Source organism: Labrys sp. (in: a-proteobacteria) (assembly GCF_047605565.1).
GTDB classification, from domain to species: Bacteria; Pseudomonadota; Alphaproteobacteria; order Rhizobiales; family Labraceae; genus Labrys; species Labrys neptuniae.
In genome coordinates this window covers 62,997-80,057 of sequence record NZ_JASGFM010000033.1, presented here as the reverse complement: position 1 = coordinate 80,057, position 17,061 = coordinate 62,997, and the positions used below count along the sequence as shown (strand labels likewise).

Annotated in this window: 16 protein-coding genes; 1 reads left to right on the top strand and 15 read right to left on the bottom strand. The window is 63.4% G+C overall.

Translation table 11 applies throughout. From position 1 onward, the window contains the following. From QM672_RS24200 to QM672_RS24130, 15 genes are all read right to left on the bottom strand, one after another. Positions 1 to 530 (bottom strand): glycosyltransferase (locus QM672_RS24200; RefSeq protein ID WP_415085683.1); only part of this gene is annotated, 530 nt, incomplete at its 3' end. After that, on the bottom strand, positions 527 to 1,462 hold the full coding sequence (locus QM672_RS24195) for a glycosyltransferase family 2 protein (protein ID WP_311936670.1): 936 nt from the start codon (positions 1,460 to 1,462) through the stop codon (positions 527 to 529). The genes QM672_RS24200 and QM672_RS24195, both read right to left, overlap by 4 nt. Position 1,463: 1 nt before the next feature. Continuing rightward, positions 1,464 to 2,351 (bottom strand): glycosyltransferase family 2 protein, encoded by an 888-nt coding sequence (locus QM672_RS24190; RefSeq protein WP_415085687.1) that lies wholly within the window; start codon positions 2,349 to 2,351, stop codon positions 1,464 to 1,466. 5 nt (positions 2,352 to 2,356) lie between these two features. After that, the gene (locus QM672_RS24185) at positions 2,357 to 3,007 is read right to left on the bottom strand and encodes an FkbM family methyltransferase (RefSeq protein ID WP_415085680.1); all 651 of its coding nucleotides are present in this window, start codon (positions 3,005 to 3,007) and stop codon (positions 2,357 to 2,359) included. Positions 3,008 to 3,189: 182 nt separating this feature from the next. Beyond that, positions 3,190 to 4,416 (bottom strand): ABC transporter ATP-binding protein, encoded by a 1,227-nt coding sequence (locus QM672_RS24180; RefSeq protein ID WP_415085678.1) that lies wholly within the window; start codon positions 4,414 to 4,416, stop codon positions 3,190 to 3,192. 24 nt (positions 4,417 to 4,440) lie between these two features. Next, positions 4,441 to 5,313, bottom strand: a complete 873-nt coding sequence (locus QM672_RS24175) for an ABC transporter permease (RefSeq protein WP_415085676.1) — start codon at positions 5,311 to 5,313, stop codon at positions 4,441 to 4,443. Beyond that, entirely contained in the window at positions 5,294 to 6,352 is a 1,059-nt protein-coding gene (locus tag QM672_RS24170; RefSeq protein ID WP_415085674.1) for a glycosyltransferase family 4 protein, read from the bottom strand. Before QM672_RS24170 ends, QM672_RS24175 begins: the two co-directional genes overlap by 20 nt. A 25-nt stretch (positions 6,353 to 6,377) precedes the next feature. Beyond that, positions 6,378 to 8,192, bottom strand: a complete 1,815-nt coding sequence (gene asnB / locus QM672_RS24165) for an asparagine synthase (glutamine-hydrolyzing) (protein WP_415085672.1) — start codon at positions 8,190 to 8,192, stop codon at positions 6,378 to 6,380. A 40-nt stretch (positions 8,193 to 8,232) separates the two neighbouring features. Further along, positions 8,233 to 8,877, bottom strand: a complete 645-nt coding sequence (locus QM672_RS24160; protein ID WP_415085670.1) for a hypothetical protein — start codon at positions 8,875 to 8,877, stop codon at positions 8,233 to 8,235. Next, positions 8,874 to 11,084 carry a polysaccharide biosynthesis tyrosine autokinase gene (locus QM672_RS24155; RefSeq protein WP_311936649.1) on the bottom strand — a complete coding sequence of 737 codons (2,211 nt, stop codon included), beginning with the start codon at positions 11,082 to 11,084 and terminating at the stop codon, positions 8,874 to 8,876. The genes QM672_RS24160 and QM672_RS24155 overlap by 4 nt, the downstream gene beginning before the upstream one ends. A gap of 40 nt (positions 11,085 to 11,124) precedes the next feature. Further along, positions 11,125 to 12,513 carry an O-antigen ligase family protein gene (locus tag QM672_RS24150; protein ID WP_415085668.1) on the bottom strand — a complete coding sequence of 463 codons (1,389 nt, stop codon included), beginning with the start codon at positions 12,511 to 12,513 and terminating at the stop codon, positions 11,125 to 11,127. A gap of 169 nt (positions 12,514 to 12,682) precedes the next feature. Further along, positions 12,683 to 13,219, bottom strand: a complete 537-nt coding sequence (locus QM672_RS24145; protein WP_311936644.1) for a transcriptional activator RfaH — start codon at positions 13,217 to 13,219, stop codon at positions 12,683 to 12,685. A gap of 127 nt (positions 13,220 to 13,346) precedes the next feature. Beyond that, positions 13,347 to 14,024 (bottom strand): hypothetical protein, encoded by a 678-nt coding sequence (locus QM672_RS24140; protein WP_311936641.1) that lies wholly within the window; start codon positions 14,022 to 14,024, stop codon positions 13,347 to 13,349. Positions 14,025 to 14,037: 13 nt separating this feature from the next. Continuing rightward, entirely contained in the window at positions 14,038 to 15,396 is a 1,359-nt protein-coding gene (locus QM672_RS24135) for an outer membrane beta-barrel protein (RefSeq protein WP_415085665.1), read from the bottom strand. A 29-nt stretch (positions 15,397 to 15,425) separates the two neighbouring features. Then, positions 15,426 to 16,016, bottom strand: a complete 591-nt coding sequence (locus QM672_RS24130) for a polysaccharide biosynthesis/export family protein (protein WP_311936635.1) — start codon at positions 16,014 to 16,016, stop codon at positions 15,426 to 15,428. A gap of 216 nt (positions 16,017 to 16,232) precedes the next feature. On the opposite strand from QM672_RS24130, the gene QM672_RS24125 reads away from it, so the two are divergent. Further along, the gene (locus QM672_RS24125; protein ID WP_415085663.1) at positions 16,233 to 16,973 is read left to right on the top strand and encodes a metallophosphoesterase family protein; all 741 of its coding nucleotides are present in this window, start codon (positions 16,233 to 16,235) and stop codon (positions 16,971 to 16,973) included. Positions 16,974 to 17,061: the final 88 nt, after the last annotated feature.

Below are 17,061 nucleotides of genomic sequence, written 5' to 3'. Positions count from 1 at the left end.
CGGCCGACCGCCCAGGCGGCGGCGCGCGGGGCGCCGCGGCTCTCGGCCCAGCAGGCGCCGCAGCGGGTCTCCTCGACGAGGCCGTCGCAAGGGGTCTCTCCGAAGCGAAGCAAGGTACCACGCAGGCACACGGCTCCGGCAACATGAAGGGTCAGGACGGTTCTCAGCCCCTGTGCGCGGGCGGCGCGCAGATGGTCGAGACCGCATCCCGTCGTCCAGGAATGCTGGTGATAGATGGCGCGGGGATTCTGGCGCAGCAAGGCTTCGAAACGGTCGAACCGGCCGTGCCTGCGCGTGCTGCCGCCCGCCCGCCTCGTCTGGGGCAGCTCGACCGGATAGGTCCATACCGTCGTGCCGCGATGCTCGTAGCGATCCGGCGCCCCGGCTGCCCGCGGCACCAGCACGGCGCATGTCAGGCCCCTGAGGGAGAGTTCCTGCACCAGCCCTTCCAGATAGACCTCGGTACCGCCGAGATCGTAAGGCGGATACCAGGCGGTCGCCATGACGACATCGGCTGGCGCCTCGTTCATGGCCGCCCCATCATGGACAGCAGGCCGTGCGCGACGCGCAGCCCCAGCAGGCGGGCGAGCGGCGTTGCGATACGCGCATGTCGCGATTGGCGCAGGCCGAGTGTGCGGCCCGCGGCACTCGCCTCGAAAAAGCCCTGGTCCTCGCAGCGCAGCAGGCCACGGCCGGCATTGTCGTAGAGGTCGCGCAGCGTGGCGATGCGATCGGAAGTCAGGGTGCCGCGCTCGCGCCATAGGGCTTCGATCTGCCGGCCGTTGCGGAGCACGTCGCGCCAGAACCGCGCGGGATCGCTCCGCGACAGGCTTTGTGCCGCGATGCGGTAGTGGGCGCCAATATGGGCACTGGGCACGAAGCGCCCGCCACGGAATGCAGCGTCGAACAGGAAGCGGGCGTCCTGGATCACCGGCAGATCGGGGCGAAAGCCGCCGATCGTCTCGACCAGTTCTCGCCGATAGAGCAGGGCGCCGGTGGTGATCCAGACGTGGCTGGCGATCGCTCTTTCCGCGTCCTGCCGCAGCGCCGGCCAGTCGATGCCGCGGATTTGCGAGAGGAGGGGAGCACCCTGCTCGTCCGTGCTGAACTCCTGATAGTCGCAGGCGACCACATCGGCGCTCTCCGTCACGGCAAGGCGCCGTTCGATCGTGCCCGGCGTGAGCAGGTCGTCCGCATCGAGGAAGAGCAGCCATTCCGAGCGGGTTTCGGTGATGCCGCGATTGCGCGCCGCCGAGACGCCGCGATTGGGGCCCTCGATGACGCGATCGGCAGGCAGATAGCGCCGGGCGATCTCGGCCGAACCGTCGGTCGAACCATCGTCGATGACCACGAGTTCGGCGAGGCCGGGCTGGCCGATGGCACTTTCGAGCGTTTGCGCCAAGGTGAGGCCGGCATTGTAGCAGGGGATGACGACGGCAACGCCTGGCAGGAACGGCGGCATGTCAGCAAGGCTTCCCGGCGGTGTCGGGTCGACGGATAAGAAGAGGCGGCCGCGCGGCATAGATTACGGCCGCAGGAAGCGAAAGCCCCAGGGTCAGGGCCCTTGCAAGAGGGGTACCGCCGCGCAGATAGCCCGGGTGTCGCGCTTCGCTCGCAATCACCCGCAGCAAAGCCAGCAAGACGCCCGGCCAGCTACGGCCGGTCTTGCGGCGGAAATAGGCCGTCTGCCGCATCAGGCGCGCGGCTGCCTCCATCAGCGAGCGGCGATACCAGGTGCCGTTTTCCTGCCGGTTGTGATGCTGAGCCTGCAGATCGGGGTGACGGACGAGGCGCAACCCCTGCTGCTTGAGGCGGTGGGAGAATTCGGCATCCTCGAAATTGCGGTCGAGGCGCTCGTCGAAGCCGCCCGCCGCCATGAAATCCTGTTTGTGCATGGCCAGCGCGCAGGTGGGCAGAAAGATCAATGGATCACCATCGCGCCCGTTCAAAGGGTTGCCATCCGCGCGCCCTATCGCGCCCTGCTGGGGCCAAGTCGCGCCCCACGCTGCCTGAGGCTTCTCGCGCATCAGCGAAAGCAGGCGTGGAATGTAGGATCTTTCGAGTTCCATATCGTCATCCAGGAACAGCAGGATGTCGCAGGACGCTGCATTCGCGCCGATATTTCGGGCCCTGGAAACATTGGCCTGAGCAAGACTGATGAAGCGCAGGCAAGCGAAATGCTCCGAAAAGCCCTGCAACTTCGAAAGGTCGGCGCCGGGCGTCTGGTCGACGATGGCTACGTCGAGATCGCAGGCCTGGTCGATCACCGATAATTTCGCGAGCAGGCTGGGCAGCCGCTCGACACGCCGGAAGGTCGGCACCACCACGGAGACGAGTGCCGGCGAAGACATCTGCTTCAAGCGGATATCCGTCGCGCCCACAGATTCTCCTCTGGAACGTCCTGTTCGGGCGAATAGCGAATCCCGTCGATTGTCAGCAGTTCGTAGCCGAAATCAGAAAAATACGCTGTGAGGTGGCTGGCCGCGATCGCATAGTCAAAGCGGGAGGGAAGGTACTCGAACAGGATATGCCGCGGCCGAAGGACGGAATTGCGGAACATGTCGTCGATGATGGCAAGATCATAGCCCTCGATATCGATCTTCATCACGGCGGCGGCCGCGATATCCAAGCGGTCGGCGAGTTCAGCGATCGTGACGGCCATGGTGAGGAGGCGCCGCGTTTCATCCGGTCTTCTGGGCCTCATGGTGCCAAGCGCTCCTGCTTCCGGAAGGCCGAATTCGATGAAGCCGGTCGCATCGGCAAGTGGTGAGGTTACCGGCAAGACCCGATCCTCGACCTTGCTCAGCCTGATATTGTCGAGAAGCCGGAAGCAAACCCCGGGGTGGGGCTCGATGGCGATCACACGTCCGGCCGGTCCCACCATGCGTGCGGCGGCAATACTGTATTGGCCCACATTGGCGCCGAGGTCGATCACCGTTTCCCCGCTCCCGATGAGGGATTGAAACAGAGCCAGGCTTTTGGGTTCGTAGGAGCCGTGCAAGAACATGGCATGCTGCACATAGTCGACAAGGTCCAGCTTGAACGTCCCGAAGGCAAAGCGGGCGACGACATGGCGAAAGGGCCGGCTGGCGCGCAGCCAGTCGTAAAGCCGAAGCTTCATGGGATGGTCCGGCATGTGCCAGTAGCGGCGCAGAAGCCGGGCGTGCAGCGGTAGGGATGATGCCGCGTTCATTCCTGCCTTTCAAAGGTGATCGGCACGGCCACGCATCCGCGTTCATAGGATTGCTGGAAATCGAAGCCCGCATGCCCCGGATCGGATTGCACGACATCGAAGCAGATGGGCTGGGACAGGCGATGAAACTCCTCGACCCAAGGCTTCGACAGCCACAGATGCAGCTCGTAGCTTCCCCGTGCCAGCGGCAGGGCGCCAATCTCCAGGAACACGCGATTGGTGCCGGGGTAAATGTCGAATTCCTGGCCATGCATTGGTGCTGTCGATGAATAGATCAGCTTGCGCCCCAATCCGTCATGGATTTCGATTTCGATCGCCGCGCGCCGCCGATCCGGGGATTGAATCATGCAGGTGACCGCGAGCTTCTCGCCGAACAGGATCTGGTTGGCGGCCAGGGTGGCTCTGGCGATATGCGGCCCCAAGGGTGGCCGGTCCTCGACCACCACACCATCGTCGCCCCGAAAAAGAGCGGAATAGCGCGCAATGGTCTCGGCAGCGGCGCCGTGGTGAAGAATGCGCCCGCCGTCAAGCAGGATGGCATTCTGACATAGGGCGCCGATGGCGCTGAGATTGTGGCTGACGAGGAAAACCGTCCGGCCCTGGCCCGCGATCTCGTTCATCTTGCCAAGGCATTTCTTCTGGAATTCCGCATCACCGACGGCGAGGACCTCGTCCACGATCAGGATTTCCGGCTCGAGATGCGCCGCAACGGCGAAGGCCAGGCGCGTATACATGCCGCTGGAATAGTGCTTGATCGGCGTATCGATGAATTTCTCCACCTCGGAAAAGGCAACAATCCGATCGAATTTGCGGGCGACCTCACTGCTGGTCATGCCGATGATGGCGCCGTTCAGCCGGATATTCTCCCGTCCCGTCAGCTCGGGATGAAAGCCGGTGCCAACTTCCAGGAGACTGGCAATCCGGCCTCTTACTTCGATACGGCCCGTCGTCGGTGCCGTGATGCGCGAGAGGATCTTGAGCAGCGTGGATTTTCCGGCCCCGTTCCGCCCGATGATCCCCATCACCTCGCCGGGATGCACGTCGAATGAGACATCGGACAGGGCAAGGAAGCGGTCGTCCTCGATGGCCGACCTTGCCGAGGGACGAAAACGCCCGGTGACGATGCCGACCAGTGCCTCCCGAAAGGTACGCAGGGACGGATTGTGACCGCCCCTGACATATTCCTTGCTGACCCCGCGGGCGCGGATGCTCGGCGCACTCATCGTGAACGAGCTCTTCGTTGGACGTCAGAGGATATCCGCAAAGCGCCTCTCCACCCGTTCGAAATACCACACGCCGAGGACGAAGAGCCCGAGCGATAGGAGCAGCGAGAGGCCGATCGACAGCCAATCGAAAGGATGCCCGAGAAACGCCGAGCGAAAACCTTCCACCAGCCCGGCCATGGGGTTGAGGAACAACAGCCAGCGCCAGGCTTCGGGCACCAGGCTGGCCGGATAGACGACCGGGGTGGCGAACATCCAGAACTGCAACAGGAAGGGAACGACGAAGCGGAAATCGCGATAGGTGGCCGTGAGTGCCGAAAGCCCGGTGCCGATGCCCAATGCGCAGAGAATGACCCCGGCCATCAGGAGAGGAGCCACGAGAAGGTTGATGCTCCAGCCGACACCATAGATCAGCATCATCACCAGCAAGAGCGCGGTCGTGACCAGGAAGTCGACGAGGCCGGCCCCCGTGGAGGCGAGCGGGATGATCAGGCGCGGGAAGTAGACCTTGCTGATCAAATTGACGGATCCGACCAGCGATCCTGCCGCAGCGGTCAGGGCGTTGGAGAAGAAAACCCAGGGCAGCAGGCCCGCATAGACGAAGATCGGATAGGGCGAACCGTCGGTGGGAATCTTGGCGAGATGCCCGAACAGCACCGAGAAGATCAGCATCAGCAAGAGTGGCTGGATGATCGCCCAGGCGAAGCCCAGCACGGTCTGCTTATAGCGGACTTTGATATCGCGCTCCGTCAGCACCCAGGCGAGGTCGCGATAACGCCAGATCTCGTAAAGGTCGGTGAAACGCCATAGCCGGTCTGGAACGATGAGCGTGACCGCCGGGGTTGGCTCCGGCGGAGGCTGGTTGCCCCTAATTGGATCAGAATCGGCTTGATACAAGATGGTCGACCTGTGCGGCGAAATGCGGGAAGGCAAAACGACTGGGGTGCTCCGCCGTGGGCCTGCCTTGATCGAGACAGGCGATGATCGCCTCGGCGAGGTTTTGGGGGGCGCTAGCGTCGACGAGCGTGCCGAGTTCTCCCTCCGCCAGGGCATCGGTGCTGCCATCGCCCTTGGCTGCGACGATCGGCAGTCCCGCCGCGGCCGCCTCCAGAAAGACGATGCCGAAGCCCTCTCCCGTGCTCGGCATGGCGAAGACATCGGCCAGGCGATAGATGTCCGGCAATTCGGCCTGAGAAACCGGCCCGGTGAAGCGGATCAGCTCCGATACCCCCAGCCGCTGCCCGATCCCGACGAGACGGTCGCGATCGTCTCCGTCGCCGGCGATGAGGTAGAGTATGTCCGGATAGCGGCTTCTGATCCAAGGCAGGGCCTCGATGACACGGTCATGGCCCTTGTAGCGCTCCTGCGAGGACAGGCGGCCCACGGTGAGGATCACCTTGCGTCCCCGCGTGCCGAGGCGATCGGTGAGACCGGCAGGCGGCGCGCCGGGCGAGAAGCGCTCGTCGACCGTATTCGGCAAGACGCGCAGGCGCTCCGGTTCGATGTCGCTCCAGGTGAGGGCACGATTTCGGGTCGCCCGGCTGACCGCGGTGATCAATCGGGCCTGCTGCACGGCCTGACGGATGGCGAGGTTCGGCCTGGCCCAGCTCTCGATGCCGTGCAGCTGCAGCCAGAGCGGCGTCCGTGCCAGCCTGGAGAGTACGGCCGCGAGCGGCGCCATGAAGAGGTGGCCGCAAAAGATCAGATCATAGCGATGCGAGGTCAACTGCCTGAACGCTGTCACACTATAGGCCAACCGGCTCGTCCGGGGTGCTAGTTGAACGACATGAGCGGGCAGGTCCGTCGAGGTGCCGGCCGACCGGGGCAGGACGACGATATCCCCGACGCTGGTACTTGCAGCCAGAGCGGTAAGGAAATCCCTGTTGTAGCGGGCAATGCCGCCCGGCATGCCCCAGCCATCGGAGAGCAAGGCCAATATTGTCAGCCGCCGCGGCGCCATGTCATGCGAACTGGCGATGGACGATGCGGCTCCAGTCGCGTGCCCAGCCATGCTGGGTTGGCTTGCGTGGAACGGGCATGGAACCGAGAGAGGACGCCTGCAACCACTGTGCGATCGGAAGGGCGAAACCGGTCTTGGGGCGATCGAGCACAGATTGCGGCAAGATCTTTGCCGGTGCCTGGGCAAGCGCCGTCTTGCCCGCAACGCCCCTCAGATCGAGCCGGGCCGAGCGCTCGAGCACTTCGCTGTCGACCAGGGGCGTCCTGATCTCGACCGAGTGCGCCATGCCGGCCCAATCGGCATCGCGGAGCAACTGGTTACGCAGATAGAGGCTCGACTCCAGCGCTGCGACTCGGGCGAAGGGATCCTTCGGCTGTCCGTGCAGCTGGGCGTTGATCAGCTTCAGCGGTCCCAGACGGCGCAGGCCTACCTCGACGGTGTCGCGGTCGAGCACCTCGCCCAGTTCCCAGGGCAAATAGAGCCCGCGCTTGAGCAGATAGGCGCCGGCATAGGATCCGCCATATTCAGGCAGGCCGGCGAGCTTGGGATGAAGGCGCAGCCGCTCGACGAAAGGTCTTCCCAGACGGCGCAGGCTCGTGCCGAGAAGCGGAACGCGTGAAGGAACCCGCAGGGTCCTCACCCAGCGGGGAATGTCCCGGAAGGAAGGGTAGCCGCCCAGAAGCTCGTCGCCGCCCAACCCCGACAGCACCGCCTTGAGGCCAAGCTCGCGGGCCGTCTTGGCGGCGAACCAGATGTTGAGGCCATCGATGCTGGGCTGGTCCATGGCCTCGAAGAAACGCGGCAGATCAGTCTCGAACTCGCTTCTGGTGATCATGCGCGTAACATGGTGGGTGCCGTAGAAGCGGGCGGTGTCGGCGGCCGGAGACGTTTCGTCCGCCGGCGTGTCGGCGAATTCCTCAAATCCGATGGTGATGGTTTTGACCTGCCCGGCACCGGCATCGCGCATGAGGCCGACCAGGGCGCCGGAGTCGACGCCGGCCGAAAGAAAGGCACCGACCTCGACATCCCCGGCCAGATGGTGCCGCACGGAGTCCAGGGCAATGCCGGCAAAGGCTGCTGGGCTGTCGCGCCCTGCCTCCAGGCTTTGCTGTGCGGCGCCATAGACGGACGCGACATGGTGATAGTTGCGCGGCACCTGTGCGCCGGCCCGGTCGACCAGCATCGTCGAGCCCGCCGGCAGGGCTCGAACCGCGCGGAAGCAGGTGAAGGGCTCCGGCACGCTGCCGAAAAGGTAGAAGCCGACGTCGCCGGCCGGGTCGCGGTCGCGAGAGATGCCGCCTCCGGCAATCAAGGTCTTCACCTGGCTGGCGAAGCGGAAGACCCAGCCGTCATCGCTGTAATAAAGCGGTTTGATGCCATAGGGATCGCGCGCCAGGAACAGGGTACGGGCGGTCGTATCGTAGATGGCGAAGGCAAACATGCCGCGCAGCCGCGTGACCATCCCCTCGCCGTAGCGGGCGTAAAGATGCAGCAGCACCTCGGTGTCGGACCAGGCCCTGAATTCGGCGCCTTCCTTTTGCAAGCCTTCGCGCAAGGCGAGGTGATTGTAGATTTCGCCGTTGAAGACGATGACATGACGGCCATCGGCGCTCGCCATTGGCTGCAAGGCACGATCCGCGAGATCGATGATCGCCAAGCGGCGATGGGCCAGGCCCAGTCGTTCCGCCGGATCGAACCATTCACCACTGGCATCGGGCCCGCGCTGGGCCATGTGACGGCTCATGGCGCCCAGTTCCGGGCGGCTGATGGCGTTCGCCGCATAGTGATAGGCAAAGATGCCCGCGATGCCGCACATCAGGCAGGCTGCCATTGGCTGGCGTTAAGGCCTGCCGATATCATGGCATCGAGCCTTCCGGCTGGGCTGGACCGAGGCCGAGATCGTCGAGTCTTGCTTGGCTCATGCTGTCCGCCTGACGGAGCAGGGCGGTGAGCTCGGTACGGATGGCGGGAGTATTCGACAGAGCCAGGCGCATGACGAGCTTGTCCGAAGCCTCCAGGCGATCCCAGCCGCCGGCGATATCCTGCGCTGTGCGGCGGCGGAGGTCGTCGGGCAGGGCGGTCCATAGCGGCAAGGCAAAGAGGGCACGGCTCGCCATCGGTACCGATTCATTCGGTCCTGTGAGTGCCGACAGGCGCAGGGCCTGCTCGACCTCCTCCATGCCCTTTCCGGCGGCAAGCCGGGCGGTAGCCAGATCGAGCCAGGCACTGCTCGACAGAGGCTGGCGCTTCAGCAGGCGGACGGTGTCCTCGATCGTTCCGGTGGACTGGGTCTGCGTGATGGCGGATTGCATGGCAGCTTCAGCCAGGGCACCGGTTTCCAGTGTCGCTGCAAAGGGTCGGAGAGAGGCCATGTCGCCAGTTTCTTCGGCCTGGCGCTCGGCGAGCGCATAACCGAGGACCGGGACCGAGCGCCAGACCGCAAAGCCGGCCACGGCTATGCAAAGAATCGCCGTGCCTGTTCGCATCAGCTGACCGCTCATTTCTCGTAATATTTCCGGTAGTAGCGGCTGCCATAATAGTAGCCATAGGCAAAGCGGCCATATTTCTTGGCCTTGTCGTCCATGATGTGGTTGAACACGATGCCGGCCACCTTCTTCTGGCCGGCGATCTGGCGTAGCGATTGCTGCACCATTTCGCGGGCTGTCGCGGCCCAGCGCACGATATAGATCACCTTGTCGACCAGATTGGACACGATGACAGGATCGATCACCGGCCCCATGGGCGGCGTATCCACGATCACCACGTCGAACCGGCTGCGCACCTTTGCCATCAGCGCCTTCATGCGCTCGGAGGCCAGGAGATCAGGCTGGTTCTTGCTCTCGCCACCAGCGGAAAGCGCCCAGATCCGGTATCTCTCGCTGTAGAAGAGCGCCTGTTCGAGCTCGATTTCACCCAGCAGGCATTCGATCAGGCCGGGCGCCTTCTCCTTCCTCAATTGCGAGGAAGCCGAGGGATGGCGCAGGTCACAATCGATGAAAAGCACGTTCTGGCCGGACTGGGCCGCCGAGGTCGCCATCATCAAAGCGATCGTCGTCTTGCCTTCGCCCGGCAGGGTGGACGTCACCTGCACCACCTTGGGGGGATGATCGACATTGCTCATCTGCACGGCGCTGCGCAGCGAGCGTATCGCCTCCGAGCTGCGTGCCAAAGGCATTCGCAGGGGATATTCGGGCAGGCTGAGCAGCCGGCCATTCTCGTCCTTGGTGCGGGGCGAGAAGCGGGAGATCGAAGCGAGCAGCGGCATTTCGAGCAACGTTTCGATCTCGCGCGGCGTGGTGAAGCCGGCGTTCAGGGCTTCCCTCAGATAAGCCGCCCCGATGCCGACGATAAGCCCGAGAATGAGCGATGTCAGGATGATCTGGGTGCGCTTGGGGGAGGAGGGGATGCCGGGTGCCACCGCGGGCGTGATGATCCGTGCGTCGCGCGCCTCGAAGGTCGATTGTTCCTGGGTGAGGCGCGCGCGCTGCAGGAAATCCTCGAACAGGCTCTTGTTGACGGCGGCGGTTCGCTCGAGTTCGCGCAGGGTGATCGCCTTGGAGGCGTCGAGGTCGGATTGCCCGGAGGCTTCCTTCAAGGCCTGCTCGGCCGCGTCCTGGCGGGCCAGGGCAAGATTGTAGTTGTTCCTGACGTCGCTGGCGATCTGGCGCAGAGTGTTGGCGATGCTGCGGCGAACATCGGATAATTGGGCACGGACGTTCACGACTTGGGGATGGGCACCGGTATAGCGCGCCAGCAAGTCCGCCTCCTGGCGGGACAGATCGTTTTCCTGGCGCCGAAGATCGGCCAGGACACCGGAACTCGCCGCCTCGGGCAGAGCGTCGAGCTTGCCGCGCTCGGCCTGGATCTTGGTCAACAGATCCAGATGCGACTTTCTTTCCGCCGTATCGGCGCGCGCCGCCACCAGCCGGCCGTTCAATTGCGTGAGTTGCTCCTGGTTGAGCGACGCACCGGGCACGGCCTGCGCGAGATTGTTGTCGGCCCGGAACTTGGTCACCGCTTCCTCGGAGAGGCGCAATTGCTGACGCAACTCCACCAGGCGGTCGTTCAGCCAGTTCGAGGCGCGCTTGGCCGCTTCGAAGCGGGCGTCGAGCTTGTCGACCACATAGGCATCGGCAATTGCATTGGCCAATTGCATGGCCCTGGCCGAGCTGTCCGACGTATAGGAAACGTTGATCACATAGGCCTGGCCGGCCCGCGAAATCACCACCGCATTCTTGAGGCCTTCAACCGCGGCGACCATGGCCGGCGACATCGCGTCGTCGGACTCGCCGCCAGGAGCCGGCTGTGCCGATGTTGAGCCGGCATTGGTCTGGGGCGGCTGGGCGGGGGTGCCGCTGCCGCCGAGCAGGCCTTCCTTGAGCACCACGCGCTTGAGCAGAACGGTGGAGCGCATCACAGCGATCTCACTCTCGACCACGGACAGATCGAGAGCGGTGTCGGTGTAGATGGAGTCCGGGCCTGCAGCCTTTTCCTTGCGAGGGTCCAGCAGCAATTGGGTGGTGGCCGTATAGAGGGGCGTTTGCCGGGCGATATAGATTGCCCCCAGCAATCCGGCCAGGATGGTCCAGGCAAGGATGAAGGCCCATTGCCGCCAGACGAAGTTGACGGTGTCACGGATATCGAATCGGCCGCCCTGGGCTTCACTGTCCTCCAATCCGCGCAAGCTCGTGTCGAGACGATTCAACATCTGGCGCAGCTCCGATGGTGATCAGGGATCCATCCGCAGTTCATGACAGTGTCCCATCCGACAGGTTCACGCTGGAACTGGCCCATTGGGACACGCCAGCGCCGAGCAAAGCCATAAAGGTCAACGAGATTGCCTGGATCTGCAGGCTGAAATCGACGAGCGCATGCACACCCAGCAATATGCCGGTGCCGACGGCGCAGATCAGCGGAGCCCGATGCCGGCGCCGGCGGAAGGCACCGACCCCGCAAAGTCCGACAAGCCAGGCCACCAAGGCTATCATCATGGTTCCGAATACGAGGCCAAGTCCTTGCAAAACCTCAAGATAGGTGTTGTGTGCCTTGTCCCACACGCCCGTCGTCGAAATGGATTGATCGCGATAGACGGGAAAAATATCGGTAAAGGTGCCGTAGCCAAAACCCGACAGTGGGGCATCCCGCAGGGAACGGATCATGATGTCGTTGACGGCCGCTCGGCTGGTGTCGGTCAGGCCGGAGGCAGCGATACGCCCGAAGACGACGTCACCCATGAAGACGACTGCGCCTCCTAAAGCCAGCAGCGGCACGAGGAGCACGGAAATCCGCTGGAGGATGGATCCGTCCGAGCGCGGGAACGTCAGGACCAGCACGCAGGCAAGGCCTGCGGCCGTAGCGATGACGCCGCCACGCGAACCGGTTGCCATGAGGGCGCCGAGCGCCAGCAATCCTGCCCCGATCTCGATCCAATGGAACTGGGCGATCAGTCGAAGGAAACGGCCTGGCTGATGAGAACCGGTTGCGGACGCGGCGCTTAGCGCCCTGAGCCACAGGGTCAAGGCGATGATGACGCCGATGCCGGCATAGGCGGCCAGGCTGTTGCGGTTGATGAAGGTCGATCGCACCAGGCCGGGTGCGGGACCGTCGAGATAGGGGATGCTCGAAGCCTCGAAGACCGCAAGGTAGAGCCCCAGCGCTGCATAGACGGCGATGATGGCCATGATCGCATGGAGCAGCAGATGCGCGCGGGGCGCCGAGCGACAAAGCTGGAGCGCCAGCCAGAACACGCTGGCATCGGTGATCAGGCGAAGGAGCCCGAGCGCGCTCGCGCCGGGGTCGACACTGATCGAGCCGGGGACGGGTTCGCCGAGCGCCTGGGCGGCCAGGGGCCAGATGGGATGAACCAGGGTGGGCGGCATCCATGGCGAAATCTGCAGGAGGATCCAGGCGACGACACCAATGAAAAGGCCGATCGGGACCGAAAGATAGCGGGCAGCTACCGCATGAGGCCGGCCCAGGACGATCCGGCTGAGTTCGTAGGCGATCACCAGTCCGGGGAACAGGATGCCGTTCACGCCCCAAGCCATTGCGCGGTTGCTGCCGAGCCAGGCCGGGGCCCAGGCAAGGCCGAGGATGAGAGCGGCCAAGAGAAGCTTCTCGACAACGCCTGTCGTCATCCTCGTCTCTGCGCGAGACCGCAGGCGCTCATCCGCAAGCGTGCCGCTCGCCAATGCCACTCGCCCCGATCGCAACGATATCCGTTTTTGCCATGCTACCGCCGTTAGGGTGAAACGGTCTGTCTCGCCCTCTGTCCGACATCTGGAGGCCGGCAAAAGCCGGCCGGCGTCAAACTGCCTCCAACGCTCGCCGTGGCAGATTGATCTCGACAGCTCGGCCCATGATCTCCAGCAGAACGCGGGCGCGTTCATTGGGATCGAGGCGCATCAACGGGCCGATGCTTTCAGTAAATGGACCCAGCGTCACGCGAACCGTCTGCCCTTGCGCAAGATCACGGTCGAGCCGGGCGACGCCCTCGGCATCGACATAGGTCAGGATCGTTTCGACCACGCCTTCGGGCACCGGGAGCGGCAGATTGGAGCCCATCACCACCTGCACCACCCCGATGGTGCCGTTGATCGAGCGCCAGCGTTCGCGTTCCAGATCGAGGCGTACGAACAGATAGCCTGGAAAGAGGGCGTGAAAGGCGGTCCGGCGCTTGCGCGCATGCAGGACGGTGCGAAGCGTGCGCGGCAGGAAAACCTCGAATCCCTGGTTCTCCAGATTGAAGCGCGCGGTCTCCTCCGAGCGGGCGCGTGTCTGCACGACATACCAGCGTTGCCCACGCATATTGGCCTGAAGCAGACTGGATAGGGCCCTGCTCATGATTGCAACCGGCGCAGGGAGCTGTTCCAGGCCTGCGTCCCCTCGATGGCGGCCTCAGCATTTGCAGACACGTCGTTGCTGAACAACATGAGCTCAGGCTCGCGGAAATGACCGAATCTGGCAACCATCAATTTCGACTTATCGGCAGGCCGGTAGGGGCTGACGAAGTCCAGCCCGCGGCGTTGTGGGGACTTTGATAGACGGGCGCAAAACAGCCCCTCGGGGCGCCCGAGGCCGTCGCCAGCGCCGCGAATTGCTGGCGCGCAAGTGCGGTCAGGAGAGCGGTGAGCGTCTGGTTGGCGCATTGCATTGCGGCCCTGACGGGTGTGCCGCAGGTCAGTGGATAGGGTTTGACGTCAGCCTTTCCCGAAGAGCACTTCTCCCGGCTCGCAGAGCGGGCGGCCATCGGCTTGAGACGGCGCAGCATCATGATCTTCTGCAGCCTGTCCATGCATCCGGCCCGGCATTGCGGACTGGATTCCGTCAATTCGTCGAAGGCATGCAGCAGGCCGCGGGCGATCGCCGCCATTTGCTCGGGATTGGAGCGGTTGGCCAGGGCGATCAGCGCGAAGGCCTGTTCAGGCTGGGCGACGGCCATTCGATAGGCGGTCCCCTCCAGGGCCTGCCCGCCATGGGGATAGGCCGAAAGCAGCCTGAGCATTTCCGGCGCCAGGTTTTCCTGTGCCTGTTCGCAGCCAAGCGGGTCCGTTTCCGAAACGCAGGCCGGCGCCTGGGTCGATTGCGCCTGAGCAGCCGTAGCGAGCCACAAGCAGGCAAGAATTGGCAGCGTGAGCCTCGCCAGCATGGTTCTCGGCTCCCTAGTAATGGTAAGTCAATCCGAGTGAGACGACGTTCTGGTTGAATGAAGCGGCGGAATTGAAAAGCGCTGCTTGCCTGTATTTCGAACTGGAACGGTTGAACTGGTATTCGACGGTGAGCGCCATGTTACGCCATAGATCATAGCGAAGCCCGGCGCCGGCCGACCAGACCTGAGTGTTGGTGAGATTGGAGACGGCGCTATAGCGCGTCTGGCCGTAGCCGCCCTGGACATAGGCGGACCAGAGCTGCGACAGGGCATAATCGACCTGGAGCCGGGACTGGAATGTCCGGCCGGAAGCCGATTGCATGGCCTGTGTGACAGCACCATTGCCCGAGGGAAGCAGGACGGGGGTCTGCGAGAAGGAGAGCGACTGATCGACCGAAGCGGCAATGGTGAGGTATTGCGTCGGATAGTATGAAATCCGCCCGCCGAACGCCGGCTGGTTCGTCGAGCCGGAGGTGCTGCGCGATCCGCTGCGAGCCTGGTACCCCACATAGATTTCGCCGCGCACGAGCCGGATCAGCTCCGAGCCGAGGCCTGTCGTCACATGGTAGACGGAGTCGCCCTTGACCTTCCTGTCATAGCGATGGAAATCGGCGCCGCCCTCGACGAAGGCATAGATCTGCGGGGTCAGCATGGTGGTGGCACGAAGCGCCACATAATAGTCCGTGCCATTGAACGGGGTGGGGAAGCCACTCCTTGCCGCGGCCTTGTCGTCGGGGCGATCGAAGCTGGCATAGATGACGCCGCCGGACAGGCGGATGGAGGTCTGATCGGTCACCTTCTTTTCGACCGCGACGCCGGCTTCGTAGGTATTGGTGAAAACCGAGGAATCGGTGAGGACGGCGCCCGGGCGCTGCCAGGTCTGGTAGGGCGATGACCAGAACCCCGGGCTGAACATGCCGTTGGCGCGGCTGAAGTCGCCGTGAAGCCGGATGGTGAGGTCCGGCAGGGGCGAATAGGTCCATGCCGCCCCGACCTTGGCAGTGATGCGGCTGCTGTCCTGGTGCGACGGGTAGAGCTGGAAATCGCCGTTGGCATAGACGGCAAGACGATGAATGCCGTCTTCCCATGCCGCGTCCAGGCGCGGTTGGATCTGTACCCCGAGGGATGATTGGCGGTTTCGGTCCTGGCCGTCGATATTGTCGTTATAGACCGCGCCGAGGAATAGGGATGGATAGACCAGCCAGCCACCGAAGGGCAGTCCTTCGACGAAATTCGGGCTGGCGGTGATGCCCAGGGTTTCGGCCGTCGCCTGGCTGGGCGTGGCCTCGAGCGCCGATGCATGCCGCAAGCCAAAGCCCGGAACGAGCGTCGCCACCGAAGCCAGGAAAACCAGTGACGTTGTGCGCTGCATGAATACCCCTGGCTCTCGGGTTCGAGCGACTAGAAGTAACGCATGGGGACGCGGATAAGATCGCCCGGCAGAACGGGAATATTCGATGAAATCGGGTATTTCTTGAACCCGTTTTCGCCGACATGCTGAATATCGATGTTGGATGTGCTGGCCCTGTAGGTCGTGCCGCCGGCCACGGCCAGGGCGCTCACGATATTCAGGCCGCTCTTATAGTCATATTCTCCCGGCTTGTTGACCTCTCCCAGAATATAGAAGGGCCTGAAGCTGGCGAGGTCCACGGTGACCTTCGGATCACGCAGATACTCGCCGCTGAATTTGGAGGCGAGCGTCCTTTCCATCTGCTGCTTGCTCAGGCCTGCTGCCTTCACCGTGCCGGCAAGCGGCAGGGAGACGAAGCCGGCCGGATCGACCTGATATTCTCCGGTGAGACGGTCTTCCCCGAAGACCGTAACCCGGATCTTGTCGCCGGCCTGGATGTTCGGGGCTGCGACCGCTGCTTTCTGGATGAGGGCTTCCTGGTCGGCTTTCGAGGCAACGCCGACCGTGTCGTTTGCACAGGACGCGAGCAACAGGCAGAAAACCGCAATGAGTGCCGAAAATGGCCTCGATTGAATACCCATACGCGACACCCACAACCCCTCGCGCCTGAGATCGGATACGTAAACAACGTAACGATAGGCGTAAGTGTGTTTTTTTGTCCAATAATTTCTCCCGCCTGCCTTACGCTTTATTTAGTTTGCTTAATGAACAAATTCGTCCGACCTATGAAGAAGGATGTTGATAGCTCAAGCATCGGGCATAATCTTCGTGCTATTTGATTATAATTCGTGGCATGGATGGCGGCGTTGCCAAAGGGAGAAGGCGTGTCAACTGTCCCGCCTGGAACGAGAATTTACGCCGTTGGTGACATTCATGGCCGCCGGGACCTGCTGCTGCGGATGGAACAGCGGATCCTGGCCGACCTCGATGGCGGTATCACCGAACCTCTGGTGGTTTTCCTGGGGGACTATGTCGACAGGGGTCCCGAGTCGGCCGGCGTGATCGAGCATTTGTCCTCCTGCCGTTTCGGCGCGACCATCAAGGCCCTGCGCGGCAATCATGAGGATCTGCTGCTGTCCTTTCTCGATGACCCCGCGGTCCTCGAACGCTGGCGCAAGTTCGGCGGCCTGGAAACGCTTCACTCCTATGGGGTCGATGTCAGCGAAGCCCTGCGCGGGCGCGGCTATCGCCAGGTCCGCGAGCAGTTCGCCGGAAAGCTGCCCGCCGCCCATCGGCGATTCCTGGAAGACATGCCCCTGAGCCATAGTTGTGGTGACTATTTCTTCTGCCATGCCGGGGTGAAGCCGCGCATTGGCCTGGACCGGCAGGCAGGCGAAGACCTTTTGTGGATCCGGGACGAGTTTCTGAAGTTCGGCGGCAGCTTCGGCAAGATCGTGGTGCACGGTCATTCGCCCGTCTCCGAGCCGGAAATGCACGCCAATCGGATCAATGTCGATACGGGGGCCTTTGCAACCTCGCGTCTCACCGCAGTCGTGCTGGAAGAGGCAGGCCGGCGCTTCTTGAGTGCCACACCATGAGGAGCGGCAAGCCGATTACGCGGCAACAAGACCTGCGACCGCAATTGGGGAACGACAATGGTTCGGTGCGACCGCCTCGGAACTGGCA